The organism is Corynebacterium halotolerans (genome assembly GCF_050107895.1).
Taxonomy (GTDB): domain Bacteria; phylum Actinomycetota; class Actinomycetes; order Mycobacteriales; family Mycobacteriaceae; genus Corynebacterium; species Corynebacterium halotolerans_B.
On the sequence record NZ_JBNILW010000004.1, the window covers coordinates 126,372 to 153,269 of the forward strand.

The window sequence follows — 26,898 nt, forward strand, 5'->3', positions numbered from 1 at the left end:
CGCGGATCACAGGAATGTGGTGGAGCGCCAGCCGCTCGGTTCCACGGGGCCCCGGAAAAGCGGAACCGGTCCCCGCCCCGGGAGGGACGGCGACCGGTGGGGGAGGGGAACAGCTACTTCCTGGCCTCCGCCGTCTTCTCGTCCGCCGTCGTGGGCGTGGACCGGGGGGCCGCTGCCTGGGTAACCTTCGCGGCGGCGGCCTTCTTCGGCAGGTGGTCCATCAGGTAGGCGACGATCGCCCCGAACACCAGCCCCCAGAACGGGGCGGTGATGTTCCAGATCGTCAGCTCCGAGACGGTCACGATGAAGCACACCAGGGCACCGGTGGAGAAGGGGCCCTTGAAGCCCGCCAGGAAGGCGTTCTTCAGTGGGGTCAGCATGGCGATGCCCGCCAGCGCTGCGATGAACGACACCGGCATCGCCAGCATGAAGCCGACGAACGCCGGGGAGATCAGACCCACCAGCACGGCACCGAGACCGGTGACCATCGCGGCGGTGTAGTGGCGTTCCTTGTTCGGACCGGCCACGATCAAAGCGTTGGTGGGCCCGGTCAGGCAGGTCGACGTCGTACCCAGCAGGCCCATCGGCACCGAGGCGATGCCGGACACGGCGGCCGAGAGGTTGGTCCCCTGCCGGTGGCCGGCGGCGCTGAGCACCGCGGTGCCCTGCCCGTTCTGGACCACCACCACGGTGATCGCCAGCGGGATCACCAGTTCCGCGATCGCGGAGAAGGAGAACTCCGGGGTAGTGATCGTCGGTTGGGCGATGATCCCGTTGTCCAGGATGCCCGGGGCCAGCCGATCGGCCCCGACCGCCACGAGCGTGCCGACGACCGCGGCCACCGCCACCGGCGGGGCCACCTTCGACGCCGCGGGGACCGCACTCAGGGCGACGAAGATGAGGATCATCGGGATGGCGATCAGTGGGTCCTCGCTGGCGGAACCGACCAGATCCAGGCCGAAGCGCAGGAAGATCCCGGCGACCATCGCCATCACGATCGTCGGGGGCAGGGCGGCCATGATTCGCCCGATCAACCCGGTCCAGCCGAGCAGGAACACCAGCAGGGCCGTGACCATGTAGGCGCCGATGACCTCGCTGAAGCTCAGGTGCGTCAGCGCGTCGCCGACGATCACCGTGCCCGGGATCGTCCAGAAGTACGCCTGCGGGGACCGGTACAGATAGGTCAGCAGCAGGGTCAGCAGACCGTTGCCCAGAAAGGCGCCGAAGATCCACGAGGACGTCTGCGAGCTGTCGAGATTGCCCGCGGCCGCCGCCTGCAGGATCACGGCGATCGGCCCGGACGCGGAGAAGATCAGGGCCACCAGTCCGTTACCGATCTCCTGCGGTCCCAGATCCCGGATGATCTCCCGGAAGGTGGGACGCGGCAGCACGGGCCGCTCAATCGCCAGGAGGGGACCCACTCCCGGTTTTTTCTCCTCTGTCATGGTGAGACCTCCGAGGTCGTGAGATGACGAAGTCAGTTGGCGAAGTGTGCCTGCAGCAGCTTGTTGACGGCCTCCGGGCGCTCCACGGTGGGCACGTGCGCACCCGGCGAGAGCACCTCGGCCCGGCCGTCCTGAACCTTGTCCGCGATGGACTGCAGCACCTCCGGCGGAGTGGAGGGGTCGGCATCGCCGGCGATGGTCAGCACCGGCACGGCGATCTCGCCGAGTCGGTCGGTGAAGTCCCACCCGGCCAGCGCGTCGCAGCAGGAGGCGTAGCCCTCGCTGTCCGTGCGGGCGATCATGGTGCGGTAGTGGTCGCTGGTGGCCGGCTTCTCGGTGATGAAGTCCGGGGAGAACCACTTGGGGATGCTGCCGTCGGCGATCGAAGCCATGCCGGCGGTGCGGGCGGCGGCGGCCCGCTCGCGCCAGGGCCCGGGCTCACCGAACTTCGGTGAGGTGCACAGGAACGCGGCGGACTCCACCCGGTCGCTGGTGGCGGCCAGGTACTGGGCCACGGCACCGCCGAGCGAGACACCGGCGATCTTGAACTTCTCGACGCCGAGGGTGTCCAGGGTCTTCAGGACGTCGGCGGCCAGATCCGCGACGGACGCGGAGCCCGGGATGACGGGCGAACGGCCGTGTCCCCGGTGGTCGAGGGCGATCACGCGGTGCTCGTGGGACAAGGCGTCGAGCTGCGGCAGCCACATGTCGGTGTTGGAACCGATGGAACCGAGCAGCACGACAGTGCTGTCGCGGTTGGAGCCGTAGGAAACATGGTGCAGGACGGTCATGGTTTAGTTCTCCTTCTCGATGACGGCGGCCAGTCCCTGGCCGCCACCGATGCACATGGTCACCAGCGCACGGTTGGCGTCGGTACGCGCCATCTGGTGCGAGGCGGTCACCAGCATACGGGCGCCGGTGGCGCCGACCGGGTGGCCCAGCGAGATGCCGGATCCCAGCGGGTTCAGGCGCGGGTCCTCGGGGTCGATGCCCCACTCGGCCAGCACCGACAGGGCCTGGGCGGCGAAAGCCTCATTGAGCTCGATCAGGTCCATGTCGTCCAGGGTCAGCCCCAGGCGGTCCATGACCTTCTTCGTGGCCGGCACCGGGCCGATGCCCATGGTCTCCGGGGCGACGCCGGCCACGGCCCAGCCGCGCAGGGTCACCGCGGGGGTAAGCCCCAGTTCGGCGGCCTTGGCCCGTGTGGTCACGATCATGGCGGCGGCACCGTCATTCTGTCCGGAGGCGTTGCCGGCGGTGACCGTGGCGTTCTCGTCCTGGCGGCCCATGATCGGACGCAGCTTCGCCAGCTTCTCCGGGGTGGAGTCGGCGCGCGGGTGCTCGTCCTTGTCGATGGTGACCGCCGGGTCCTTGCGACGTCGGCCCGGCACGGTCACCGGCACGATCTCGGCGTCGAACGTGCCGTTCTCCTGCGCCGCGATGGCGCGGGCGTGGGAGGTCGCGGCCATCTGGTCCTGCTTCTCCCTCGGGATGGAGTACTCCTCACGCAGGTTCTCGGCGGTCTCGATCATGCCGCCCGGGATCGGGTGGTCCTTGCCGCCGGCGGTCTCACGGGCCTCCGCCAGACGGTCCCGGAAGACCATGTTGCCGCCCTTGACGCCCCAGCGGACATCGGCGTCCACGGTGTACTCGACCCGTGACATGGATTCCGCGCCGCCGGCGATGATGAGGTCGGCGGCGCCGGCGGAGATGTGGGCCGCAGCCGTCGCCACGGCCTGCAGGCCGGAGCCGCAGCGGCGGTCCAGCTGCATGCCGGGCACGGACTCTCCCAGGCCGGAATCGAGGGCGACCACGCGGCCGAGCGCCGGGGCGGCCCCGTTCGGGGACGCCTGGCCCAGGATCAGGTCATCGACGTCCTCCGGTTTGATGCCGGTGCGCTCGACCAGAGCCTTGACCACGGTGGTGGCCAGTTCCTGAACGGGAATCTGCGTCAGGACTCCGCCGTAGCCGCCCACCGGGGTGCGCAGCGGGGAGCACAGGACGATATCGGTGTCTTTGTTTTCAGTAGCCATGAGTGAAGGTGTCCTTTCTAGAACAGTTCGGTGGCGGCCAGATCAGCGGAGATCTGGCGGGCCGTCTCCGTGATGGAGGGGAGAAAACGACGGTGCAGGTCGTCGAGGTCGTGGACGGCGGTCTGGGTGGAGAGGTTGATCGCGGCGACCACCTGGCCGTTGGGGGAGTGGATCGGGGCGGCGAGGGAACGCAGCCCCGGCTCCAGTTCCTGGTCCACGATGGCCCAGCCCTGCGTCCGGACCTTGCTCAGCTCGGCGCGGAGCTCGGCCTCGGTGCTCAGGGTGTTGGGGGTCAGGGCTGCGATCTCCGTCTGGGCGAAGTAATCGGTCAGCTCCTCCTCCGGGAGCCCGGCCAGGAGAACCCGGCCCATGGAGGTGGAGTAGGCGGGGAAGCGGGTGCCGATCGTGATCGAGACGGTCATGATGCGGCGCACCGGAACCCGGTTGACGTAGACGACGTCGCTGCCGTCCAGTACGGACATGGAGGAAGACTCGCCCAGGGAGCGGGAGAGCTCTTCCAGCCGTGGCTGTGCGATCGCCGGCAGTCCGAGCCCCGACATGTAGCTGTAACCCAGCTCCAGGATCTTGGGGGTCAGCCAGAACTCGGTGCCGTCGGTGTCGGCGTAGCCGATGCCCACCAGGGTGTGCAGGAACCGCCGCGCGGTGGCACGTGCCAGGCCGGTCGCCTCAGCCACCTGCACCAGCGTCTGTCGGGGGCGGTCCGCGTTGAACGTCCGGATGACCGACAGTCCGCGTATGAGCGACTGGACCTTGGGGGATTCAGGCGTCGACAAGGGGACGCTCCTTTCAGGTCTGTGACGGTCGGGCGGCGCGGGCGGCGCGTGAAGATGGTTTGCTTTCCAAATCAAGTTCACGATACGAACCCTTGTGCAGCCCGTGAACAACAGTGTACAGTGAACGGCATGATTGACAAGACGTTTTCCTCCACTGATGCGGCGGTGGCCGACATCCACGACGGTGCGTCAATCGCCGTCGGTGGGTTCGGCCTCGTCGGTATCCCCACCCTGCTGATCAACGCACTGCGTGAACAGGGCTCCGGTGACCTGACGATCATCTCCAACAACCTTGGCACGGACGGCTTCGGCCTGGGCCTGCTGCTGCAGGACAAGAAGATCTCCAAGTCCATCGGTTCCTACCTCGGTTCCAACAAGGAGTACGCCCGCCAGTACCTGGAGGGTGAACTGACCGTGGAATTCACCCCGCAGGGCACCCTGGCGGAGCGGCTGCGGGCCGGCGGCGCCGGCATCCCGGCGTTCTTCACCACCGCTGGTGTGGGCACGCAGGTCGCTGACGGCGGACTGCCGCAGCGCTACAACTCCGACGGCACCGTCGCGGTCGTCTCCAAGCCCAAGGAGACCCGCGAGTTCGGCGGCCAGCAGTACGTGATGGAGGAGGGCATCCGGGCCGACTTCGCCCTGGTCCACGCCCACAAGGCGGACCGCTTCGGCAACCTGGTCTTCCGCAAGACCGCCCGCAACTTCAACCCTGACGCCGCAATGAGCGGCAAGGTCACCATCGTCCAGGCGGAACACCTGGTGGATGAGATCGACCCCGACGAGGCACACCTGCCCGGCATCTACGTCAGCCGCGTGGTGCACGTCGGCCCGCAGGAAACCGGTATCGAGAACAGGACGGTGTCTAAGTAATGACCTGGGACCACAATCAGATGGCCGCCCGCGTGGCCAAGGAACTCGAGGACGGCCAGTACGTCAACCTCGGCATCGGCATGCCGACCCTGATCCCGGGCTACCTGCCCGAGGGGCTGGAGGTCATCCTCCACTCCGAGAACGGCATTCTCGGCGTCGGCCGTTACCCGACCGAAGAGGAGCTCGACCCGGAACTGATCAACGCCGGCAAGGAGACCATCACCGCCAACCAGGGCGCCTCCTACTTCAGCTCCTCCGATTCCTTCGGCATGATCCGTTCGAAGGCGATCGACGTCGCCGTGCTCGGCGTCATGGAGGTCTCCCAGTACGGTGACCTGGCGAACTGGATGATCCCCGGCAAGCTGGTCAAGGGCATGGGTGGCGCTATGGACCTGGTCCACGGCGCCTCCAAGATCATCGCCATGACCGACCACGTGACCAAGAAGGGCGCACCGAAGGTCCTGAAGTCCTGTGTGCTGCCCCTGACCGGTGCCAAGTGCGTGGACATGATCGTGACCACCCACGCGGTCTTCGACGTCGACCCGAATGAGGGGCTGACCCTGGTCGAACTGGCGGACGGCGTGACGCTGGACGAACTCCGCGAGATCACCGAGGCCGACTTCCAGCTCGGCGAGGGGATCCAGGAGTAGGGGAGCAACTTCCCACCTGAACCTGAAACCGGGTGAGCCGCTGACAGACCGGCTCACCCGGTTTCTTGTTCCCCGGTGCCGCGGTTACCGCGGTTCGGCGCTGTCGACCACCCTGGCCTGCGGCGGCAGCACGAGATCAAACACCCAGGCGTAGACGAAGGTGTAGATCAGGAAGAAGACCAGCAGTCCCAATTCGAGGAAGAACGCCTCTACCAGTGGTACCTGCAGGATGAGCGCCATCAGGGGAACCAGGAAGACGATCAGGCCACCCTCGAAGCCGACCGCATGGACGACACGGCGGAGAAGGGTGCGCTTCTGCGACTGCTGGCGCCGTTCCCAGGCCTCGAACATCGTGTTCCAGAGGAAATTCCACACGATGGCGACGGCGGAGGAGGCGAGCGCGATCACCCCGGAGCTGCCGCCGCCGAAGCCGAGGGAGGAAAGCCCGAAAGTGACCGCCGCGATGGCGATGGCCTCATAGATGATGACGTAGATGATGCGGCGACGGACCGGGGACACAGACGACCTCCTGGGAAAAGTACATGGGAAGCCTCTTACGGGTCACGTCCATGATGCGGTTGTTACTGAAGAAGCCCCGGCGACACGGCCGCACGGCTTCGCGGGACAGGTTAGCAAACCCGGATCGGGACACGCGGGACGGACAGCCCCGGAAGCGGCCGCGGTCAGCTGCAGTTCTGCGGCCGGTCCGGATTTGCAGGCACAATCGGGGTGTAACCGGAACGAAAATCCCCTGGCTCAGACAGCCCCGAAAGGAAAGACATGACCACTTCCGAATCCACCGCCACATTCGCCGGCATCGATGCGAACGCCCACCTGATCGCCGGGGAGTGGCGCCCCGGATCCTCCGAGAGCGTACTCACTGACAGCAATCCTTACGACGGCTCGACCGTCACCGAGATCAAGTTGGCCTCCCGTGACGACGTCGACGAAGCTTATGCTGCGGCGCGGAAGGCCCAGCCGGAGTGGGCGGCAACCACCCCCGCGCACCGCCAGCAGGTGGTCACCCGCGCCGCGGAGCTGCTCGAGGAACACCGCGAGGAGATCGTGGATCTGCTCATCCGCGAGTCCGGCTCCACCCGTGGCAAGGCGAACCTGGAGGTCAACCTCGCTGCGGCAATCACCCGCGAGGCCGCCTCCTTCCCGGCCCGCTCCCACGGTGCCATCATGCCGTCGAACACCCCGGGACAGCAGAACCGCGTGTACCGGCAGGCCAAGGGCGTCGTCGGGGTGATCAGTCCATGGAACTTCCCGCTGCACCTGTCGATCCGCTCCGTCGCCCCGGCGCTGGCACTCGGCAACGCCGTGGTGCTCAAACCCGCGAGCGACACCCCCATCACCGGCGGAATCCTGCTCGCCCGCATCTTCGAACTGGCGGGGGTTCCGGATGGGGTGATCAGCACGCTGGCTGGCCGCGGCTCGGAGATCGGCGACTATTTCGTCACGCACGGCACCCCGGCGTTCATCTCCTTCACCGGTTCCACTCCGGTGGGCAAGCGACTGGGCGCCCTGGCCATGGACGGCGGGCCACTCAAGCAGGTGGCCCTGGAACTCGGCGGCAACGCGCCCCTGGTGGTGCTCGACGACGCCGACGTCGATGCCGCGGTGAAGGCTGCTGTGACCGGCAGCTTCCTTCACCAGGGGCAGATCTGCATGGCCACCAACCGCGTGATTGTGGACCAGTCCATCTACGATGAATTCCTCGAGAAGTTCGCGGCCGCCGCCCGGCAGGTCACAGCCGGTGACCCCTCGGACGAGAAGACCATGGTGGGGCCGATCGTCAACGATTCCCAGCTGGACGGACTCAAAGAGAAGATCGCCACCGCGAAGCAGGAGGGGGCCCGCGTCCTGGTCGAGGGGCCGATCGAGGGCCGGGTGGTCGCCCCACACGTCTTCGCCGACGTCACCGCCGACATGGAGATCGCCCGCGAGGAGATCTTCGGTCCGCTGATCGGGGTGCTCAAGGCGGACGATGAAGCACACGCCGTCGAACTGGCCAACAGTGTCGAATTCGGGTTGAGTGCCGCGGTATTCACCCGTGACCTCGACCGCGGCGACCGGGTGGCCCTGCAGATCGAATCCGGGATGGTGCACGTCAACTCCATCACGGTCGACGACGAGCCGCACGTCATGTTCGGTGGCGTGAAGAACTCCGGTCTCGGCCGGTTCAACGGCGAGTGGCTGATCGAGGAATTCACCACGGACCGTTGGATCAGCATCCGGCGCGGTTAAGACGCAGCGCCCGATGAGGCTTCGGGCGCGGTGAGGTTTTGGGTGCGGTGAGGTTTCCGGCGGGTGCGGTGAGGCGTCGGGTGAAGTGAGACTGCGGGCGGGTGACTGCGTTGCAGAAGCTTTGTGTCAGTTTCGGGTGACAAAACTGACAAGTTCCTTCAGCAACTGTGTCACCCGCTGACACCGAGGTTGCCCAGCGGCCGGAGTCTCAGGGGGAACTGGGCGTTCAGAGGGTGGGCCGCGGTTTGGCCGGTTCGCGGCGTGGTGAGTGTCTGGCACGTGCTGGTGATCCTCCTCAGGTGCGCATTAGCGGGATGCTGCGGCATCCTCGTCGGCGGGGACCCAGCCGGGCAGCTGCACCGGACTCTGCTGGTGATGCTCGTCGGTTCGTTGTTGGTCATCATCTCGCTGGTGCTGACCATCAGTTATTCTGCACAGCTACGAGCGGTCAGCGTGACGGCGATAGGACGAGTTCGTTTCCCGGGGTGGTCCCGGGGAACGGCCGGAAGGTTGACACTTCGCTTAAACTGGAGGCCCAAAGCAGGGATCCGCCCCACCCCAGTCCGGCAAGTCACGCCATACTCGCGTGCGACATGCGCCTGTGGTTAGAGTGGGGGAATAGTCATCTGCTTTGCCGCACGACCTCAACTGTGAAGCGAGAACGAATCACCTTATGGCACGTATGCAAGAAAGCGCCGACCTGCTCAAGTGCTCCTTCTGCGGAAAGAGTCAGAAGCAGGTGAAGAAGCTGATCGCCGGTGGTGGTGTGTACATCTGCGATGAGTGCATTGAACTCTGCAATGAGATCATCGAAGAGGAGATCGGCGCCCAGGCCCAGGAGAACCCGGAGGAGAACACCCTTCCGCGTCCCTCCGAGATTTCTGCCTTCCTGGATCAGTACGTGATCGGCCAGAATGATGCCAAGCGCATTCTCTCCGTAGCGGTGTACAACCATTACAAGCGCATCCGCAGTGATGAGCAGCGCACCCTGAAGAACTCCGAGGAGGACATCGAGCTCGCCAAGTCGAATATCCTTCTGCTGGGGCCCACCGGTTCCGGTAAGACCTACCTCGCGCAGACCCTGGCCCGGTTGCTCGACGTCCCCTTCACCATCGCCGACGCGACCTCCCTGACGGAGGCCGGCTATGTGGGTGAGGACGTGGAGAACATTCTGCTCAAGCTGCTGCAGGCAGCGGATTATGACGTGGCAAAGGCGCAGCGCGGCATCATTTACATCGACGAGGTGGACAAGATCTCCCGGAAGTCGGAGAACCCCTCGATCACCCGCGACGTCTCTGGTGAAGGTGTACAGCAGGCCCTGCTGAAAATCCTGGAGGGCACCACCGCCTCCATCCCCCCACAGGGCGGACGCAAGCACCCGAACCAGGAGTTCATTCAGCTGGACACCACCAACGTGCTGTTTATTGTGGCAGGTGCCTTCGCCGGCCTGGAGAAGGTCATTCAGGACCGGGTGGGCAAGAAGGGAATTGGTTTCGGAGCCGCCATCGAATCCGCCGAGCAGGTCAAGGACAAGGAGATCTTCGGGCGGGTCCGCCCCGAGGACCTGGTGAAGTTCGGGCTGATCCCGGAGTTCATCGGTCGGCTCCCCGTGGTGGCCACCGTGGAGAACCTGGACCGGGAATCGTTGGTGAAGGTTCTTACGGAACCGCGGAATTCCCTGGTCAAGCAGTACCAGCGGCTCTTTGAGATGGATGGGGTCTCCCTGTCCTTCGCCGAGGGAGCCCTCGGCGAGATCGCAGAGAAGGCCCTGGACCGGGGTACCGGTGCCCGCGGGCTCCGGGCCATCATGGAGGAGCTGCTGGTTCCGGTCATGTATGACATTCCGGACCGGGCGGACGTGGTGGGCGTGACACTCACCGCCGAGGCCGTGCGCGGGGAAGCGGAGCCGGAGCTGGCTCTTGACGAGAGCGCGGAAAAGACCGCCTGATCCCGGGCAACTGCCAGGGGGCCGGCGGGAGAAGTTAGGTTTCGTCTCCGTAGATGTCCTGCCCCACCTGCGAGGACGGGCCATCGCCCACCGGCACGAGGTAGCTGTCCTCCCCGGAATGCGGGATATTCGACGTCAGGAAAGCCAGCACGGAATCAACCACCAGTCGGTGGATGCCGCTCTGATTGTCCGGGATTCCCAGGTCCACCCCGAAGGAGGCCAGCGCCGTCTCACCGTTGGATACCGGATAACAGGACAACGCGGAGATCAGCAGGAAAACATCGTAGGCGGAGATCCCGGGGCGGAAGGCTCCGGCATCCTGTCCGAGCATCAGCAGCTTGTCCAGATGGAGCGTGATCGACGCCTCGTCGGGGATGGGGGAGAAGTCCTTCAGATCCGCGTAGTGGTGCAGGTTCTCCAGCAGGATCATCCGCACCGCCTCGGGGTGCTCGGCAAAGCGGAGGAAGATCGCATCGACGAGCTTTCGGACGCCTTCCACCGGCACCGTGGAATCCAGTTCCATATCCTCAGGATCCGGGTGGAGCCGGGCCATCGCTTCGGCTAGGGCCTGGAGGTACAGTCCCAGCTTATCGCCGAAGTGGTAGTGGATCATGCGCTTGGACATACCGGACAGCTTGGCGATCTGCTCGAGCTTGGTGTCGGTGTAACCGTGTTCCGCAAACTCTTCGACAGCGGCGGAAATGACCTGCTCCGGGGAGACCGACTCATCGCCAACATCTCTGGCATCCAGTGCCGAGAAGTCTGATTCGTCGAGACTCATTACGGTCGTCCTTCCGGATCGAGGGGTGGGATTGTGCCGGGATCATCAATCGGTACCATGGTGGGCCCGTGGCGATCGCCTCTATCGTGCCCGAAAAACCCTGCCGGCTGTGGGTAAAGACGTGCCTATTCGTCCGCCCTCCGGACAATCCGCTGGTAGTCCTAGAATGACCGGGGGTAGTCGGGTGGAGCTGTGTTCATCGATCTGCACCGCTTTGGGGGTAGTAACGGGCGACCCGGAATTTGGGGGAGGTGCCGGGTGCCGCCCTCGGGCGGTACTGCATCGCAGGCGAAAGCCCGCGCTGAGTCATTAGGCTGGGGGAGCACACCATGAGTGGAGACTGGACAGGAAGGTTCTAAGACATGACCGCCCCGAAGAAAGTCACCGTGACCGGCGCCGCCGGACAGATCGCCTACTCCCTGCTGTGGCGCATCGCCGCCGGCGAGATCTATGGGCCGGAGATTCCGGTCGAACTCCGGCTGTTGGAGATCCCGGATGCCCTCGGGGCCGCTGAGGGCGTCGTCATGGAACTGGCCGATTCCGCCTTCCCGCTCCTGCACAAAGTGGTTCTCACGGATGATCCGGCCGTAGCCTTCGACGGTGCCAACGCCGCTTTCCTGGTGGGCGCCAAGCCGCGGAGTAAGGGCGAGGAACGTGCGGATCTCCTCCAGGCGAACGGCAAGATCTTCGGGCCGCAGGGCAAGGCCATCAACGACCATGCGGCCGACGACGTCCGGGTGCTCGTGGTCGGTAACCCGGCCAACACCAACGCCCTGATCGCCGCCGCTGCGGCGCCCGACGTGCCGGCGGAACGCTTCAACGCGATGATGCGGCTGGACCACAACCGGGCGCTGGCCCAGCTGGCCGGGAAGCTGGACCGACCCACCACCGCCTTCGAACGGCTGGTGGTGTGGGGCAACCACTCCGCCACCCAGTTCCCGGACATCACCTGGGCCACCGTCGACGACCGCCCGGTCCGGGAGCTGATTGACGGGGACTGGTACACCGGGGAATTCATTCCCCGGGTGGCCAGGCGCGGGGCCGAGATCATTGAGGTCCGTGGCAAATCCTCGGCGGCCTCCGCCGCCTCCTCCGCGGTGGATCACCTGCGCGACTGGGTGCAGGGCACGGAACAATGGGTCTCTGCCGCCATTCCGTCGCCCGGGGTCTACGGCATCCCGGAGGGCCTGGTCGTCGGCCTGCCGACGGTGGCCCGGGGCGGCCGTTGGGAAGTGGTCGAGGGGCTGGACCTCACCGACTTCCAGCGCGAGCGCATCGCCGTGAACGTCACCGAGCTGGAACAGGAGCGCGACGCGGTGGCGGATCTGCTGCCCTGACACGGTGGCTGGCTCGCGGGGCCGACACCGGCCGGGGAACCGGGTGAGTCCCTGCACCTGAAGTTTCCCCAACGGGTGTCGATTCCCCAGCTGGGCGCCCACACCGGTGCTAATGTCATGGCATGCGTTTCGGCATTGATTTCGGCACCACCCGCACTGCGGTGGCGGTTGTCGACCGTGGCAACTATCCCGTTCTCTCCGTGGAGGACACCTTCGGTGACGCCCACGAATACATCCCCTCGGTTGTCGCGCTGCACGACGGGGAACTCGTCGCCGGCTGGGAGGCGGTGGCGCTGGGGGAGGACAACCCCACCCTGATCCGCTCCTTCAAACGGATCCTGACCCGGGAGCAGGTCACCGCGGACACCCCGGTACGGCTCGGCGACAACCCTCGCCCGCTGGGTGATGTCCTGCAGGCTTTCGCCAGCTACGTGTTGAGCCGGGTGCGGGCGCACCAGGAGGCTCTAGGGGACACCTCGGATGTGGAGATTGTGCTGGGCGTGCCCGCCAACTCCCACAGTGCGCAGCGGCTGCTGACCCTGGACGCCTTCACCCGGGCGGGCGCCACCGTGCTGGGCCTGGTCAATGAACCCAGCGCGGCCGCCTTCGAGTACACCCACCGCCACCCGAAGATGCTGAACTCCCGCCGCAGCTCCGTGATCGTCTACGACCTGGGCGGCGGCACCTTCGACACCACCCTGGTCCGGATCGAGGGTACCGAGCATGAGGTGGTCACCTCCCTCGGCATCGGCCGTCTGGGCGGCGATGACTTTGATGAGACACTCGCGGACCTGGCCGTGACCGAGTCCGGGCGAGACAATGATGCTTTCGGCCGGCGCGCCCGCCGCCGTCTCGTCGACGAGGCACGTTCCGCCAAGGAGAACCTCGTGCCCCAGTCCCGTCGGCTGATCCTGGAGCTCGGGGAGCAGGACGTGGTGGTACCGGTCACCGCCTTCTACGATGCCGTGACCCCGTTGGTCGAGCAGACACTGGGGGCGCTGCGGCCGTTGATCGGCCGGGAGGCCGAGGACCTGGACAATGCGCTGAAGGATACCGACATCGCCGGGGTCTACCTGGTGGGCGGTGCCTCCGCGCTGCCCCTGGTGCCCCGGCTGCTGCGCGAGCGGTTCGGCCGACGCGTCCACCGTTCTCCCTTCCCCGCGGCCTCAACTGCCGTGGGCCTGGCGATCGCCGCGGACCCGGACTCCGACTACCACCTGCGTGACCGGCTCTCCCGCGGCATCGGGGTGTTCCGGGAGCGTGACGCCGGTCAGGCCGTGAGCTTCGATTCGTTGGTGGCACCGGAGACGGAGCCCGGGGCGGATGGCAGCATCCGGGTGACCAGGCGTTACCGGGCCGCCCACAACGTCGGTTGGTTCCGTTTCGTGGAGTACGCCGCCATCGGAGCCGCCGCTGATCATCCGGGGGATCTCAGCCTGATCGCAGAGCTCGCGGTGCCCTTCGACCCGGCGCTGGCCGGCGTTACGGACCTGGCCGCGATCCCGGTGGAACGGCGCGACGACGGCCCGGAGGTGACCGAAACCGTCATCGTCGATCCGGACGGCATCACCGCCATCCGGATCGAGGTCGCCCGAGAGGGGGACCCCTTCGTCGTGGAAGCCTCGGTGACCCCGCGTTAAAGCTGCGCGGATCGCCCGCGGAACCAACAAGGGAGGCCCGTGAACTGGTTTGGCGTGGCCGTCATTTCCGCCGCCGCGGTAGTGGCGGTGACGGCGGCGGGGGCGGCCCGACAACCGAAACCGAGCCATCCCCTGGTCGCCAAGACCTCTGCCCTGGGCGGATTCCTGTTCCTCATGGCAGCGGCGCAGTACGCCGTCTCGGTGATCATCAACCTCATCGGCGCCGCCGGACTCAGTCTGTTCCCGGCATTCGCCGGGCTGTTCACTTTCGCGGCCGGATGGATATCTGCTTCGGACCGGGAAGACCCGGGTGGATCTGCGTCGTGACGGGCAGACTGCGGCGGTGTCCGTGCCATCCATGCGGGGAACGGTACCGGGGGCAGCCCGGTTAGGACGGGCTCATGACCAGCTGTCCGGGCTCATCGAGCCATAGGTGGATGCGGCGGACCGGCGTGATCTGCCCGGGCTGCCAGAACCAACGCTGGGCGGTCGCAGAGACCGGGCTGCGCAATGTCAGCGTCACATTCGTGCCGGTGGAGCTGCCCAACATCAAGGCTTCGTCCGAGATGGCCCACTCTCCGTCATCGAAGCGGCGTTGTCCGGTCACCGTGTCAACCGAGGTCCGGGGCACCCGCGCCACCACAGTGCGGCCGTGTCGCAGCACCAACGCGTTGCGGTCGATATAGTACGGCCGCACGCTCTGTGCGGCGAAGAAGCCCCAGAATAACGGCAGGGAATACAGGGACAGGATCAGCAGCACCAGACGGACCCAGGGCCACGGCAGCAACAGCTCCACTGCCATGATCTCGATCCCCACGGCCGCCGAGAACATCACGGGCAGCTGCCAGATACCCTGCCGGGCAGGCAGGGCTACCGCGCCTTCCGGTACCACGACCCGGCCCCGGAACAGCCGCCACAAGTCCGCCCAGGCACCGGCTTCCACAGTGACCAGGCGCAACGGTGGGACCAGCTGGGTCAGTGGCACCCCGAGTCGTCGGGACTGCCGGTGGGACACCAGCAGGAACAGGCTGAACAGCAGGAACTCCCCGGCCAGCAGCGAGACGACTGCCACCGGTCCACTGATCCGGCCGATGCCCACCAGGTACAGGTCAGCGGCCAGGACGCCGAGGCCAATTCCGGCCAGCACTTTTCTCATGACGACTCGGACCCGTCCCCGGAGTCCATCGTCCGATCCGTCAGTACTGCCACCGCACGGCCCTGCGCCCCGGTGACGGTGATCTCGGCGATGCTCAACGGCAGATCACCAGATCGCAGCGTCGAGGTCACCCAGGCCATCAGACCGCGGTCCGCCCAGGACAGCAGCTGGTCAATGAGCGGACCGGCGGCAGGATCGTTGGCCCGCAGCCGGCCAAGGTGCCGCCACGCCTCGCCCGTCCGGCGGGTGATCTCCCGGCAGGCGGGGTCGGCGAGATTTCTCCGGAGCCGTTCCCAGGTGTCCTCGGTGGCCACCCCGACCAGCCCCATCAGGTCCAGGGCGTCGGTCTCCAGGCGGGTCAGGGCGGGATCGGCCAGCAGCTCGGCCACTCCAGCGCGGATGTCCGGGGGCACACCCAGTCCCCCGGAGCGTAGCGCGACCACCCGGCGGCGCTGCTCCTGCAGGGCGGCCAGCCGGGCGTCGATACGTTGCAGCGCCGCGGCGTAGTTGTCCTCGTTGTCGCCCGCGGCGTCGATCTCCGCCAACGGGATACCGGCGGTGACCAGGGTGCGCACCCGCAGCAGGGCGGCGAGGTCGCCGATCCCGTACTCGCGGTAGCCGTTCGAACTGCGCGGGGGCTCCGGTAGCGCCCCGGAGGCGTGGTAGTGGCGGATGGCGCGGACCGAGCAACCGGCGGCCCGGGCGACCTCTGAGATCCTCATGATCCCTGAGTTTTAAACCATGACGTCACGTCGGGGTCAAGCGGAGTTGAGCACCGGCTAAGATGGTGCCCGTGACTGAGCAGACTTCCGAGAACACGAGCACGAACCGCGCCGATAAGCTGCCCAAGTCCTGGGATCCGAAGGCCGTAGAGGCCGACCTGTACCAGGGCTGGGTGGATGCCGGCTACTTCACCGCTGACACGTCGAGCGAGAAGCCGCCGTTCTCGATCGTGCTGCCGCCGCCGAACGTGACCGGCCAGCTGCACATGGGCCACGCCCTGGACCACACCCTGATGGACGGGCTGGCCCGCCGCAAGCGCATGCAGGGCTATGAGGTGCTGTGGCTGCCGGGCATGGACCACGCCGGCATCGCCACCCAGTCCAAGGTCGAGGCGATGCTCAAGGAGACCGAGGGCAAGTCCCGTTACGACTACTCCCGCGAGGAGTTCATCGCCAAGGTCTGGGAGTGGAAGGAGAACTACGGCGGACAGATCGGCGGCCAGATGCGCGCGATCGGTGACTCCGTGGACTGGTCCCGGGAGCGTTTCACCCTGGATGAGGGGCTGTCCCGGGCCGTGCAGACCATCTTCAAGGAGCTCTATGACCGCGGCATGATCTACCGCGCCAACCGTCTGGTCAACTGGTCGCCGGTACTGGAGACGGCCGTCTCGGACATCGAGGTGGTGTACCAGGACGTCGAGGGTGAGCTGGTCAGCTTCCGCTACGGCTCCCTCAACGACGACGAGCCGCACATCGTCGTGGCCACCACGCGCGTGGAGACGATGCTGGGCGACGTCGCCATCGCGGTCCACCCGGACGATGAGCGCTACGCTGACCTGGTGGGGACGACCCTGCCGCACCCTTTCCGTGCGGATCTCACGCTGCAGGTCATCGCCGACGACTACGTGGATCCCGAGTTCGGCTCCGGCGCGGTGAAGATCACCCCGGCGCATGACCCGAACGACTACGCCATGGGCCTGCGTCACGACCTCGACATGCCCACGATCATGGACGAGACCGGCCACATCTGCGACACCGGCACCGCCTTCGACGGCCTGACCCGCGAGGAGGCCCGGGTGCAGGTGCGCGAGGCGCTGGCGGAGCAGGGCCGCATCGTCAAGGAGGTCCGGCCCTACGTCCACTCGGTCGGCCACTCGGAGCGTTCCGGCGAGGCCATCGAGCCGCGGTTGTCGCTGCAGTGGTTCGTCAAGGTCGAACACCTGGCGACGATGGCCGGTGACGCCATCCGCGAGGGTGACACCACTGTCCATCCGGAGTCGCTGGAACCGCGCTACTTCGACTGGGTTGATGACATGCACGACTGGACGATCTCGCGCCAGCTGTGGTGGGGCCACCGCATCCCCATCTGGTACGGACCGGACGGCGACGTGGTCTGCATCGGCCCGGACGAGCAGGCTCCCGAGGGCTATGTGCAGGACCCGGACGTCCTGGACACCTGGTTCAGCTCCGCCCTGTGGCCGTTCTCCACCATGGGCTGGCCGGACGACACCGCAGAGCTCAAGAAGTTCTATCCCACCTCGGTGCTGGTCACCGCGTACGACATCCTGTTCTTCTGGGTGGCGCGGATGATGATGTTCGGCACCTTCGCCGCCGAGATCACCCCGGAGCTCCTGGGCGAGGGCACGGACGGCCGCCCGCAGATCCCCTTCACCGACCTCTTCCTGCACGGCCTGGTCCGTGACGAGCACGGCCGGAAGATGTCCAAGTCCCTGGGCAACGGCATCGACCCCATGGACTGGGTCGAGCGCTTCGGCGCCGACGCCCTGCGTTTCACCCTGGCACGTGGCGCCAACCCGGGCGTGGACCTGCCCGTGGGCGAGGACTCCGCACAGAGCTCACGCAACTTCGCCACCAAGCTGTTCAACGCCACCAAGTTCGCGCTGCTGAACGGCGCCGAGGTCGGCGACCTGCCGGACCGGGCGGATCTGACCGACGCTGACCGCTGGATCCTGGACCGCCTGGAGCAGGTGCGGGTGGCCGTGGACGGCTACTACGACAACTACCAGTTCGCCAAGGCCAACGAGGAGCTCTACCACTTCGCGTGGGACGAGCTGTGCGACTGGTACGTGGAGATCGCCAAGACCCAGATCCCGCGGGAGTTCGCCGACGCCGATGACACCACCCGGGCCCGGGGCCGCAACACCCAGCTGGTGCTGGGTCAGGTGCTCGACGCCGTGCTACGGCTGCTGCACCCGGCCATGCCGTTCGTCACCGAGGTGCTCTGGCGGGCGTTGACCGACGGGGAATCGATCGTCATCGCCGACTGGCCGACCGCCGCCGACACCAACGGTGGGGCGGCCGCCGATGAGGTGGCGGCCCGCCGCATCGCGGACGCCCAGAAGCTCATCACCGAGGTCCGCCGCTTCCGCTCCGATCAGGGCGTCAAGCCCTCCCAGAAGGTACCGGCCACCGTGGACTTTAACGCGGCCGACCTGGCAGGCCAGGAGGAGTTCATCCGTTCACTGGTCAAGCTGGAGACGCCAGCCGAAGGCTTCGCGGAATCCGCCTCCGTGGAGGTGCGGCTGTCCCGGGCAACCGTCGCCGTGGGGTTGGACACCTCCGGCACGGTGGACGTGGCCGCCGAGCGCAAGCGCCTGGAGAAGGATCTGGCCGCCGCCCACAAGGAGCTGGAGACCACCGGAAAGAAGCTGGGCAACGAGGCCTTCCTGGCCAAGGCTCCGGAGGCGGTGGTGGACAAGATCCGCACCCGCCGCCAGGTGGCCCAGGAGGAAGTCGACCGCATCACCGCCCGCCTGGAGGGGCTGAAATAAGTGACAGACAACAACTCCGCCGATAAGCCGGAGGACACCGGGCAGAACCACCCCGACGGCGATGACCTGCTCGCCGAGGCCCTGGCCGCCGCCCGGGACAGCAACTACGACCCGGACGCCGATGTGCCGTTGGGGGACGCCACCCTCAACGAGGCCGGCATCTCGCTGCCCATCGACGTCAACGCGGAGGTCCACACCCCCGAGTCCGCCGAGATCACGCCCGAGGACCTGTCGGAACTGGCGGCGGTCGAAGCGGAGCTGGACACGCGCTGGCCCGAAACCAAGATCGACCCCACCCTGGAACGGGTCGAGCTGCTGATGGATCTGCTGGGCAACCCGGAACGGGCCTTCCCGGTCATCCACGTCGCCGGCACGAACGGCAAGACCTCGGTGGTGCGGATGATCGAATCGCTGCTGCGGGCCTTCCACCGCCGCACCGGCCGCACCACCAGCCCGCACCTGCAGCTGGTGACGGAACGCATCGCGATTGACGGCCATGCGATCCACCCGCGCGAGTACGTCCGCATCTGGCGGGAGATCAAGCCCTACGTGGAGATGGTCGACGCCCGCTCCGAGGTGCCGATGAGCAAGTTCGAGGTGCTGGTGGCCATCGCCTACGCCGCGTTCGCCGACGCCCCGGTCGACGTCGCCGTGGTCGAGGTCGGCCTGGGCGGTCGCTGGGACGCCACCAACGTGGTCGACGCGGACGTCTCCGTGATCATGCCGATCGGCATGGACCACACCGACTATCTGGGGGACACGATCGAGGAGATCGCGGGGGAGAAGGCCGGGATCATCAAGGCCCGTTCCGGCGCCGCGGACGACCCGATCGCCCCGCAGGAGAACATCGCGGTCATCGCCGAGCAGGATCCGGCGGCGCTGGAGGTGCTGCTGCGGCAGGCCATCCAGGTGGATGCCGCCGTGGCCCAGGCTGGCGCCCATTTCGGCGTGGTATCCTCGACGATCGCCGTGGGCGGTCAGCAGTTGCACCTGCGTGGCCTGGGCGGCGACTACGAGGACATCTTCCTGCCGTTGTCCGGGGAACATCAGGCCCGCAACGCCGCCGTGGCCCTGGCCGCGGTGGAGGCCTTCTTCGGAGCCGGGGGTGATCGCGCCCTGGACCGGAACACGGTCAAGGAGGGGTTCGCCACCGTGTCCTCCCCGGGCCGGCTGGAACGGGTACGCTCCTCGCCGACGATCTTCCTCGACGCCGCGCACAACCCCGCCGGCGCTCGTTCCCTGGGTCAGGCCCTGGAGCGGGACTTCGAGTTCACCCGCCTGATCGGTGTGCTCGGCATTCTGGGCGATAAGGACGCCACCGGTATTCTGCAGGAGTTGGAACCCCACCTGTCCGAGGTGGTCATCACCCAGAACACCTCCCCGCGTGCCCTGGACACCTATGAACTGGCGGAGCGGGCCCGGGACATCTTCGGGGAGGAACGGGTGCACGTGGCCGAGCAACTTCCGGGTGCGGTGGAGCTGGCCGTAGAGTTGGCGGAAGACACCGACATCCAGTCCGGCTCCGGCGTGATCATCACCGGTTCAGTGGTCACCGCCGGCGAAGCTCGCACACTATTCGGGAAGGACCCGGCATGAGTCAGAAAAACGACATCGAGTACGGCCCCTTAGGTCCCGGCCATGCACCGGCGAAGGATCCGATGAAGGGGCTGCGCGGCGTCATGTCCGGCACCCTGGTGATGGAAGCCATCACCCTGCTGCTGGTGCTCACCGTGATCCTCCAGGTCGATGACGGCGCGCACTGGACCACCTTCAACTGGGTCTACGTCACCGTCATCGGCCTGGCCCACCTGGTGATGGCATTCCTGCAGCGTTTCCGCTGGGCCCTGCCCGTAAACCTGGTCCTGCAGGTGCTCGCCCTGGCCGGCATCTTCGTGCACCCCTCGATGGGCATCATGGCGCTGATCTTCATCGCCGTGTGGTGGTACCTGCTGCACCTGCGTAAGAACATGATCGAACGCATGCGGCGCGGCCTGCTGGTCACCCAGCACACCTAGTAGCCGGTTCCCGCCCCGTCGGCTGATCCTCGCCCACCACTTCAGTGGTCGGCGAGGATTTCTCTTGTGATCGCCGCAGCGTGGACGCCGGCGGTGTCGATGCAGGGCAGAGGGCTACTCTCATCGTCCAGCAGGAGCGGCAGCTCGGTGCAGCCCAGGATGACGCCCTCCGCCCCCTGGGCCTTCAGTCTGCCGAGCACCCCGATGAACTCCTGGCGGGTGGTCTCCTTGACCACGCCGTGCTCCAGTTCCGCTTCGATGCATTCCTGCATCCAGTCGATCTCGTCCGGCTCGGGGAGGGAGACGGTGATGCCGGCGTCGCGCAGCGGCTGAGCGAGGAAATCATTGTTCATGGTGAAGCTGGTGCCCAGCAGCACCACGTGTCCCATGCCCCGGGCGCGGACGGCGTCCCGGGTGGCGTCAACGGCGCTGATCATGGGGACCGGGGACTGCTCCACCAGGCGGTCGTAGACGATGTGGGTGGTGCTCGCGGACAGGCTGACCACCTCCGCGCCGGCGGCGACCAGCCTGTTGACCGAGGCGAGCAGGTACTCGGTGAGTCCCGCCACATCGTCTGCGCGGAGGTAACGGAAGACCTCGAAGGGGCTGAGCGAATCGATCGTGACCGCCGGCAACGCCTCCGGTCCCAGCCTCTCTTGGACGCTCGCAATCAATGCGCGGTAGTACACCACCGTGGATTCCGGCCCGGTGCCGCCGACCAGTCCCAGTCGCTTCATGGTTTCTCCCTGTTCCTGTATACGTCAGGTGGTTCCTTGCCCCCTGTGTACTCCGCGGGGCAGCGGGGCAGCCACCCGATATTCCCCGCCGCCCCGGTCTGTGCAGTGGCTACTGGCGTTTACCCAACAAGGGGTGAGCACTGGCGATGGAGACGCGGTTGAAGGCGTTGATCGCCGTGATCGTCCACTCCAGTGCGGCCACCTGCTCTTCGGCGAAAGTCTGGAGCGCCACGACACCGGCCTCGTGACCGCGCCCGTCCTGCAGCAGGGTCAGGGAGTCTGCGAGTTCCAGGGCGGCGCGCTCCCGGTCGCTGAACTCGGTGACCATGCGCCACGCTGGCAGCGCATCCAGCTGCCACTGCGGTACCCCGGCCTTCACCGCCCGGGGGACGTGGAGACTCAGACAGGTGCCGCAGCCGTTGATCTGGGAGACGCGCACGTTGACCAGTTCAATCAGGGACAGCGGGAGGTCCACCTCCGGATAGACCGTGCGCAGCTCGGCGGAGACGTCGAGGAGTCTGCGGTAGACCTTGGGGAAGAACTTGTCGATGTAGGGCGGGTGCGGCAGTTTCATCGGGTCCGGCATCACAGGCCTCCCAACTTCTCTTCGAGCACCTTCAGGTCACTCGTTGTGCCGGGGCGGTGCTGACCCTGGTGGCCCTTCTTCTCCAGGTATCCCTTGACGAAGGGGCACACGGCCACGATGCCGGTCTGTTCAGCGGTGGTGGCGTTCAAGGCCTCGCCGATGAGGATCGAAGCCAGGCCACGTCCCCCGAACTTTTCGGGGACCTCGGTGTGGTAGAAGATCCGTTCTCCCCCGTGGTCTAGGTACTGGGCGAAACCGCCCAGTTCACCGGTGTCCGGGTAGCTGATCTCGAAGCGGTGCTCGGCCTCATTGCGGGTGACCGCGACCGGGGTTCCTTGCTTGTCCTGTGTCATGACGTCAGTTCCTCTCTTCTGGTCGGGCCTGTGGCGCGGGGTTTCGACGTGGGGTGATGGTGGCGTTGGGCAGGGTCGGGGCCGGAAGCCGGTCCATTCCCCGGGGGTCGTGGCTGACATAGCCCCGGGTGTGGCCGAATCGCTCCCCGTGGTCCTGCCATTCCTGGCGGTACCGGGCGATCTCCTCGTGACTGCGGCCGATGAAGTTCCACCACATCACCACCTCCTCGGTAAAGGGGGGGCCCACCGATCAGCACCATCCGGGCCGGGACACCGCCGGTGTTGCGCAGCCGCAGACGGGTTTCGCCGATGCCGGTGTAGGCGAGCTCGGTGGGCGCTACCGCGACACCCTCCAGCTCCACGTCGCCCGTGTCGAGAAGTAGACCGTGCTCGTATTCCGGATCCACGTCCAGGAGCAGCTCCGCGCCGGGATCCAGGCGCAGCTCCGCGCCCAGCAAGGGGGTGAAGGTCGTGATGGGGGAGGTGTATCCCAGCAGGGAGCCCATGAAGACCAGGGCCTGCCCGCCCTCGAAGGGCACTGTCTCGGGGGCGTGGTGATCGAAGCGGCGGCCGGTCTGGCGGTCGGAATCAGGCAGCACGGTCCACAGCTGGACGCCGTGAAGCACCGTCGTGTCCTGCGTGGATACCTCGGAATGGCAGATTCCGGTCCCCGCCGTCATGAGGTTGACTTCACCGGGGAGGACGACGGCGTGGTTGCCGCCGGAGTCGTGGTGGGTGACATTTCCCTCGAACAGCCAGGTCACGGTCTGCAGCCCGGTGTGTGGGTGCGGAGCGACGTCCATGCCGCCGGTGGCGGAGACGTCGTCCGGTCCGTAATGGTCGACGAAGCACCAGGCCCCGATCAGGGAACGCTGGCGTTGTGGCAGGGTGCGGCGGACGGTCATGGCGCGGGGCCCGCCGAGCGGCACTTCCCGGGAGGTGATGATCTCCACTCTGGCGCCGTCTGGGCAGTGCGGCGGTGCGGGGGCGAGCTCGCGTTCATCGGGATGGGGGTCGAGGTTCGTCATGCTCCCAGTGTAGCCATGTTGACGTGTCACCAACATGGCTCCGGGTCGGGCCGCTGTCGCCGTGACGGTAGCCGATGCCCTGTTGTCGCTGGGCCGGGCGGCGGCGTCGGCGGTACTGTGAGGAACATGCGTGGACTCTACTTCGGCTTGGCGGTGCTATTCTGCGTGGTCGCCCTCATCCTCAATGTCGTCGATGTGGCCGCGATCCTGGGGATCATCGCCATCGTGGTGGCGGGGATCTTCCTGGTGCTCGGTCTCCGCGTGACCGCCGCGCGTCGGGAGCCGGCGAGGGTGGAACTCGATGCGGAGCAGGAGCAGACCATCCGGGCGATGGTCGCTGAGGGACGCGACAGCGCTGCGATCAATCAGGTTCAGCTGTGGTTCCGCGGAGTCACTCCGGAGCAGGCGCGGACAGCGGTGGCGGCCCTGCGTGGCACGGCCCGGTGACGCCGGGGCGGAGGCGGCCCCGCGTTCTGCGGCGGAGATATTGTTGTGGCCCTCAGCGCGACGGGGACGGACCGCTTCGGTACAGTGATCGGCATGACTGAACGCACTCTCATCCTCATCAAGCCGGACGGCGTCACCAACGGCCACGTCGGCGAGATCATCGCCCGCATCGAGCGCAAGGGCCTGAAGCTGGCTGCTCTTGACCTGCGCGTCACTGACCGCGAGACCGCGGAGAAGCACTACGAAGAGCACAAGGACAAGCCCTTCTTCGGTGAGCTCGTCGAGTTCATCACCTCCGCTCCGCTGATCGCCGGCATCGTCGAGGGCGAGCGGGCCATCGACGCCTGGCGCCAGCTGGCCGGCGGCACCGACCCGGTGTCCAAGGCCACCCCGGGCACCATCCGCGGCGATTTCGCCCTGACCGTCGGTGAGAACGTCGTCCACGGCTCGGACTCCCCGGAGTCCGCCGAGCGCGAGATCGGCATCTGGTTCCCGAACCTCTAGGGCCGCCGCTGCTCTTGACGCATACACCCCGTCCACCGGAACTGATTCCGGTGGACGGGGTGTATGCGTGATATGGACTCCGGGGAGCCCGGGTGGCCGTGCTCCAGCACTGCCGTGGTGCGGGCCGGGCACCTTTCCCCGCCGCCCCACCTCCCGCGAGTCTTCCCCGGGAGGTGGGGGAGGGGCCACCGGCCGACTACTTGCTGCCGGTGGCGGAAGCGAGCAGGTTACTGCCCGGCAGGGGCTCCTTGCCGCTGACGGCAGAGTTCCAGGCCGCGGTAGTGGCCACCGTGGCGAAGTTGGAGTTCAGCAGCGCCATGAGCGTCTCGTGCACCTGCTTGGCGGGGGCGGACCCGGCCTCATTGGACAGGTTGATGGCGCCGGTGGCGTCGGACAGCACCTCGACGGTGACGCCGCGCGGCTCGGCGTCCACGGCGGTGGCCAGGATGCAGTTGTTGGTCATGTAGCCGACCAGGGTGATGGTGTCGACGTTGTGGGACTTCAGCCAGTCCTCGAGGCCGGTCTCGGGGAAGACCGAGCTGTAGTTCTTGGTGACCCGGTGCCAGGCGTCTCCGACGCGGGACTCGATCTCGGAGTGGGAGCGCTGCCCCTCGCTGCCCGGTGCGAAAACCGGGAAGCCCTCCTCATACTGGTGCTCGATGAGTGCGACCGGCAGGCCGTTCTCCTCCGCGGTCTCGATGATCTGGTGGATATTGGCCAGCGATTCGTCGCGGGGCGGGTACTGGATCTCCAGAGGGCCATTGAAGTACTCGTTCTGCACGTCGACGACGATCAGGGCGCGGCGGGGTTCAGTCATGGAAAATTCCTCCTCAGGGGGTTCTTCCGGCGGTCGTTCGACCGGCCTGGGAATCATTCTGACAGTTGTGATGGGCTATCGTGAGTGGCACAAGCGCACACTTTCGATGGAATTGAGCCAAAGCATGCAGATCGCGGTCCACGTCTTCGAGGGCATCACGATGTTTCACGCCGCCGCGCCCCTCGCGGTCTTCGGGGAAGTCACCCGGCTCGGGCTCGCCCCGCACTGGGAAACCGTGCTCTGGAGCGCCGACGGGCGGTCCGTGCGCACCGCGGAGGGGCCGGTCCTGGAGAACCTGGCGGGCCCGGAGGCGGCAGCCGCGGCGGACATGGTGGTTCTGCCCTCCTGGTTCCCCGATCTCCGGGCACCGGACAGGCAACTGCTCGAGATCCTGCACGCGGCGCATGAGCGCGAGTCCACCGTGGCGGGGCTGTGTCTCGGGGCCTTCCCGGTGGCGGCCTCTGGGCTGCTGGACGGCCGAAGCGCGGTGACCCACTGGCGTTCGGTCGACCGGCTATCGGAACTGGCACCGCAGGTTCAGGTCCAGTCGGAGGCGCTCTACCTCGATCACGGTGACATCCTCACCTCCGCGGGCACGGCCTCCGCCCTGGACGCCTGCCTGCATCTGGTCCGCTCCCGGTTGGGCGCCGACGCCGCGAACGCCGTCGCCCGGCAACTGGTCATCGCCCCGCACCGCGATGGTGGCCAGGCCCAGTACATCGAACGGCCGATCCCCGCCGGTGGCTCGGATGATGACCTGCAGGAGGTGCTGCAGTGGGTGCTGGCCAATCTGGATCAGCCGTTGTCGGTGGCCGAGCTCGCCGCGCAGGCGAACATGAGCACCCGCAATTTCACCCGGCGTTTCCGGGAGCGCACCGGTGCCACACCGGCCAGGTGGATCAACGCGCGACGCCTCGACGAAGCTCGCCGATTGCTGGAGATCACCGACTGGTCGGTGGAGCGGATCGCGCACACCTGCGGTTATGCCTCAGTGGTGACCTTCCGGCAGAATTTCCTGGCCAGTTATGACACCACCCCGACCTCCTACCGCAGGCACTTCACCGCCTCCTGAGGCGGCTGCCTGTTACGCGTCGGTACCCGGCGTCAGCGCGAGCGGGACTCGCGCAGCGTGCGCACCCCGACGGGGGTGAGTTCCACGAGGTTCCGGGGCTTATCCGGGCCGGAGTCGATGCCCGAAACCCGGACGATTCCGATCTTCTCCAGCTCCCGACAGGTGGTGTACAGGTGGTCGATGTCGGTGTCCACGGCCTTCGCCAACCGCCACAGGCGCACCTGGATGCCGTCCACGGCCCCGATCCGGCTCAGGCCACCCAGTACCGACCGGGCGTCAGGGCTGCTCACCGCAGCGATGCGGCTCGCCGTAGCCTCCTCGAACGGTGCCTTCTCCAGGGCTGCGGCTGCCCGGCGCCGCCCCAGGAGGCGTTCCCGCCGGCTGGCCCGCAGTAACGCCCAGGTGCTGGTGGCGGTCATCGCGAGGAACGTTGCGGGAGCGGCGATCACGGGCTCGACCGAGGTGGGTTCCAGGGCGAAAGAGGCGAGCATGGTCACGCCGGGCACGATGAACGGCGCCAGCAGCTCCGAGCGGGTGTGGTCAGCGCTGGAAAGGGTGCGCTGTTCCGTGCCACCGCCGCGCAGGAACTGTGGGTGGGTCAGCGCCAGCACGCCGAAGGCGGCGACGGCGACGAGGACGCCCCACAGTGGAAGATCGAACCGGATCAGGGACATCGCCGCGCCGAGCCCGATGCCCGGGACCAGTGCTCTGCTGAGTTCTCCGGCACCGGTCGCATTCTCACGTGTGCCCATCGCCGGACAGACTACCCTGCGGTCCCGTCTGGTCGGGTCACCAACTGGCGCGAATGTTTCTGTGCGACAATGGAGCGACGACTAGACGCAGTTCGCTTCCGGTTCCGCACCGGAATCCGCTGAACCGCTTCGACGTCCCCGACCGAAGACTTGAATAACCCATACC

Annotated in this window: 26 protein-coding genes and 1 pseudogene; 13 read left to right on the top strand and 14 right to left on the bottom strand. The window is 66.9% G+C overall.

Annotated elements, in window-relative coordinates; translation table 11 throughout:
• Nucleotides 1–113 precede the first annotated feature (113 nt).
• From ACQCVD_RS05840 to ACQCVD_RS05855, 4 genes are read right to left on the bottom strand one after another with little or no spacing between them, the layout of a single operon-like run.
• Nucleotides 114–1,445, bottom strand: a complete 1,332-nt coding sequence (locus tag ACQCVD_RS05840) for a benzoate/H(+) symporter BenE family transporter (protein ID WP_426822777.1) — start codon at nucleotides 1,443–1,445, stop codon at nucleotides 114–116.
• 32 nt (nucleotides 1,446–1,477) lie between these two features.
• Complete coding sequence (gene pcaD, locus ACQCVD_RS05845; RefSeq protein ID WP_426822778.1) at nucleotides 1,478–2,236, bottom strand: 3-oxoadipate enol-lactonase; 759 nt, start codon at nucleotides 2,234–2,236, stop codon at nucleotides 1,478–1,480.
• A gap of 3 nt (nucleotides 2,237–2,239) precedes the next feature.
• The gene (locus ACQCVD_RS05850) at nucleotides 2,240–3,478 is read right to left on the bottom strand and encodes an acetyl-CoA C-acetyltransferase (RefSeq protein WP_426822779.1); all 1,239 of its coding nucleotides are present in this window, start codon (nucleotides 3,476–3,478) and stop codon (nucleotides 2,240–2,242) included.
• 17 nt (nucleotides 3,479–3,495) lie between these two features.
• The gene (locus ACQCVD_RS05855) at nucleotides 3,496–4,272 is read right to left on the bottom strand and encodes an IclR family transcriptional regulator domain-containing protein (protein WP_426822780.1); all 777 of its coding nucleotides are present in this window, start codon (nucleotides 4,270–4,272) and stop codon (nucleotides 3,496–3,498) included.
• A 129-nt stretch (nucleotides 4,273–4,401) separates the two neighbouring features.
• Between ACQCVD_RS05855 and ACQCVD_RS05860 the strand changes: the two genes are divergently transcribed.
• Both ACQCVD_RS05860 and ACQCVD_RS05865 read left to right on the top strand, forming a co-directional pair.
• Complete coding sequence (locus tag ACQCVD_RS05860) at nucleotides 4,402–5,145, top strand: CoA transferase subunit A (protein WP_426822781.1); 744 nt, start codon at nucleotides 4,402–4,404, stop codon at nucleotides 5,143–5,145.
• A complete protein-coding gene (locus ACQCVD_RS05865) occupies nucleotides 5,145–5,795 on the top strand; it encodes a CoA transferase subunit B (protein ID WP_426822782.1) in 651 nt (216 codons plus the stop codon). The genes ACQCVD_RS05860 and ACQCVD_RS05865 overlap by 1 nt, the downstream gene beginning before the upstream one ends.
• Nucleotides 5,796–5,879: 84 nt before the next feature.
• Here ACQCVD_RS05865 and ACQCVD_RS05870 read toward each other — a convergent pair whose 3' ends face one another.
• Nucleotides 5,880–6,314: a PACE efflux transporter gene (locus tag ACQCVD_RS05870; protein ID WP_426822783.1), complete on the bottom strand. Its 435-nt coding sequence runs from the start codon at nucleotides 6,312–6,314 to the stop codon at nucleotides 5,880–5,882.
• Between the two features lie 261 nt (nucleotides 6,315–6,575).
• Between ACQCVD_RS05870 and ACQCVD_RS05875 the strand changes: the two genes are divergently transcribed.
• A complete protein-coding gene (locus ACQCVD_RS05875; protein ID WP_426822784.1) occupies nucleotides 6,576–8,045 on the top strand; it encodes an aldehyde dehydrogenase family protein in 1,470 nt (489 codons plus the stop codon).
• Between the two features lie 673 nt (nucleotides 8,046–8,718).
• Entirely contained in the window at nucleotides 8,719–9,993 is a 1,275-nt protein-coding gene (gene clpX, locus ACQCVD_RS05880) for an ATP-dependent Clp protease ATP-binding subunit ClpX (protein WP_426822785.1), read from the top strand.
• A gap of 34 nt (nucleotides 9,994–10,027) precedes the next feature.
• Here clpX and ACQCVD_RS05885 read toward each other — a convergent pair whose 3' ends face one another.
• Complete coding sequence (locus ACQCVD_RS05885) at nucleotides 10,028–10,774, bottom strand: TetR/AcrR family transcriptional regulator (protein ID WP_426822786.1); 747 nt, start codon at nucleotides 10,772–10,774, stop codon at nucleotides 10,028–10,030.
• 362 nt (nucleotides 10,775–11,136) lie between these two features.
• Between ACQCVD_RS05885 and ACQCVD_RS05890 the strand changes: the two genes are divergently transcribed.
• From ACQCVD_RS05890 to ACQCVD_RS05900, 3 genes are all read left to right on the top strand, one after another.
• On the top strand, nucleotides 11,137–12,111 hold the full coding sequence (locus tag ACQCVD_RS05890) for a malate dehydrogenase (protein WP_426822787.1): 975 nt from the start codon (nucleotides 11,137–11,139) through the stop codon (nucleotides 12,109–12,111).
• Between the two features lie 122 nt (nucleotides 12,112–12,233).
• Nucleotides 12,234–13,751 carry an Hsp70 family protein gene (locus tag ACQCVD_RS05895; protein ID WP_426822788.1) on the top strand — a complete coding sequence of 506 codons (1,518 nt, stop codon included), beginning with the start codon at nucleotides 12,234–12,236 and terminating at the stop codon, nucleotides 13,749–13,751.
• 39 nt (nucleotides 13,752–13,790) lie between these two features.
• Nucleotides 13,791–14,078, top strand: a complete 288-nt coding sequence (locus ACQCVD_RS05900; protein ID WP_426822789.1) for a hypothetical protein — start codon at nucleotides 13,791–13,793, stop codon at nucleotides 14,076–14,078.
• A gap of 61 nt (nucleotides 14,079–14,139) precedes the next feature.
• Here ACQCVD_RS05900 and ACQCVD_RS05905 read toward each other — a convergent pair whose 3' ends face one another.
• Both ACQCVD_RS05905 and ACQCVD_RS05910 read right to left on the bottom strand, forming a co-directional pair.
• Nucleotides 14,140–14,907 carry a hypothetical protein gene (locus tag ACQCVD_RS05905; RefSeq protein WP_426822790.1) on the bottom strand — a complete coding sequence of 256 codons (768 nt, stop codon included), beginning with the start codon at nucleotides 14,905–14,907 and terminating at the stop codon, nucleotides 14,140–14,142.
• Nucleotides 14,904–15,629, bottom strand: coding sequence for a MerR family transcriptional regulator (locus tag ACQCVD_RS05910; protein WP_426822791.1), 726 nt, complete (start codon nucleotides 15,627–15,629; stop codon nucleotides 14,904–14,906). The genes ACQCVD_RS05905 and ACQCVD_RS05910 overlap by 4 nt, the downstream gene beginning before the upstream one ends.
• Nucleotides 15,630–15,691: 62 nt before the next feature.
• On the opposite strand from ACQCVD_RS05910, the gene ACQCVD_RS05915 reads away from it, so the two are divergent.
• From ACQCVD_RS05915 to ACQCVD_RS05925, 3 genes are all read left to right on the top strand, one after another.
• Nucleotides 15,692–18,421 carry a valine--tRNA ligase gene (locus ACQCVD_RS05915; RefSeq protein ID WP_426822792.1) on the top strand — a complete coding sequence of 910 codons (2,730 nt, stop codon included), beginning with the start codon at nucleotides 15,692–15,694 and terminating at the stop codon, nucleotides 18,419–18,421.
• 123 nt (nucleotides 18,422–18,544) lie between these two features.
• Nucleotides 18,545–20,017: a bifunctional tetrahydrofolate synthase/dihydrofolate synthase gene (folC, locus tag ACQCVD_RS05920; RefSeq protein ID WP_426822862.1), complete on the top strand. Its 1,473-nt coding sequence runs from the start codon at nucleotides 18,545–18,547 to the stop codon at nucleotides 20,015–20,017.
• A complete protein-coding gene (locus ACQCVD_RS05925; protein ID WP_426822793.1) occupies nucleotides 20,014–20,436 on the top strand; it encodes a DUF4233 domain-containing protein in 423 nt (140 codons plus the stop codon). Before folC ends, ACQCVD_RS05925 begins: the two co-directional genes overlap by 4 nt.
• A 41-nt stretch (nucleotides 20,437–20,477) precedes the next feature.
• Here ACQCVD_RS05925 and ACQCVD_RS05930 read toward each other — a convergent pair whose 3' ends face one another.
• From ACQCVD_RS05930 to ACQCVD_RS05945, 4 genes and pseudogenes are all read right to left on the bottom strand, one after another.
• On the bottom strand, nucleotides 20,478–21,173 hold the full coding sequence (locus ACQCVD_RS05930) for an aspartate/glutamate racemase family protein (protein ID WP_426822794.1): 696 nt from the start codon (nucleotides 21,171–21,173) through the stop codon (nucleotides 20,478–20,480).
• Between the two features lie 109 nt (nucleotides 21,174–21,282).
• Entirely contained in the window at nucleotides 21,283–21,747 is a 465-nt protein-coding gene (locus tag ACQCVD_RS05935; RefSeq protein WP_426822863.1) for a carboxymuconolactone decarboxylase family protein, read from the bottom strand.
• Between the two features lie 11 nt (nucleotides 21,748–21,758).
• A complete protein-coding gene (locus tag ACQCVD_RS05940) occupies nucleotides 21,759–22,112 on the bottom strand; it encodes a GNAT family N-acetyltransferase (protein WP_426822795.1) in 354 nt (117 codons plus the stop codon).
• A gap of 4 nt (nucleotides 22,113–22,116) precedes the next feature.
• A pseudogene (locus tag ACQCVD_RS05945) lies at nucleotides 22,117–23,140 on the bottom strand (pirin family protein).
• A gap of 126 nt (nucleotides 23,141–23,266) precedes the next feature.
• Between ACQCVD_RS05945 and ACQCVD_RS05950 the strand changes: the two are divergent.
• Both ACQCVD_RS05950 and ndk read left to right on the top strand, forming a co-directional pair.
• Nucleotides 23,267–23,587, top strand: a complete 321-nt coding sequence (locus ACQCVD_RS05950; RefSeq protein ID WP_426822796.1) for a hypothetical protein — start codon at nucleotides 23,267–23,269, stop codon at nucleotides 23,585–23,587.
• Nucleotides 23,588–23,680: 93 nt separating this feature from the next.
• On the top strand, nucleotides 23,681–24,091 hold the full coding sequence (gene ndk / locus ACQCVD_RS05955) for a nucleoside-diphosphate kinase (protein WP_426822797.1): 411 nt from the start codon (nucleotides 23,681–23,683) through the stop codon (nucleotides 24,089–24,091).
• A gap of 196 nt (nucleotides 24,092–24,287) precedes the next feature.
• On the opposite strand, the gene ACQCVD_RS05960 is transcribed toward ndk, so the two are convergent.
• Nucleotides 24,288–24,908, bottom strand: a complete 621-nt coding sequence (locus ACQCVD_RS05960) for an isochorismatase family protein (protein ID WP_426822798.1) — start codon at nucleotides 24,906–24,908, stop codon at nucleotides 24,288–24,290.
• A 124-nt stretch (nucleotides 24,909–25,032) separates the two neighbouring features.
• Between ACQCVD_RS05960 and ACQCVD_RS05965 the strand changes: the two genes are divergently transcribed.
• Nucleotides 25,033–25,980 carry a GlxA family transcriptional regulator gene (locus ACQCVD_RS05965; protein ID WP_426822799.1) on the top strand — a complete coding sequence of 316 codons (948 nt, stop codon included), beginning with the start codon at nucleotides 25,033–25,035 and terminating at the stop codon, nucleotides 25,978–25,980.
• 32 nt (nucleotides 25,981–26,012) lie between these two features.
• Here the strand turns inward: ACQCVD_RS05965 and ACQCVD_RS05970 are convergent, their stop codons facing one another.
• Nucleotides 26,013–26,732 (bottom strand): hypothetical protein, encoded by a 720-nt coding sequence (locus ACQCVD_RS05970; protein ID WP_426822800.1) that lies wholly within the window; start codon nucleotides 26,730–26,732, stop codon nucleotides 26,013–26,015.
• Nucleotides 26,733–26,898: the final 166 nt, after the last annotated feature.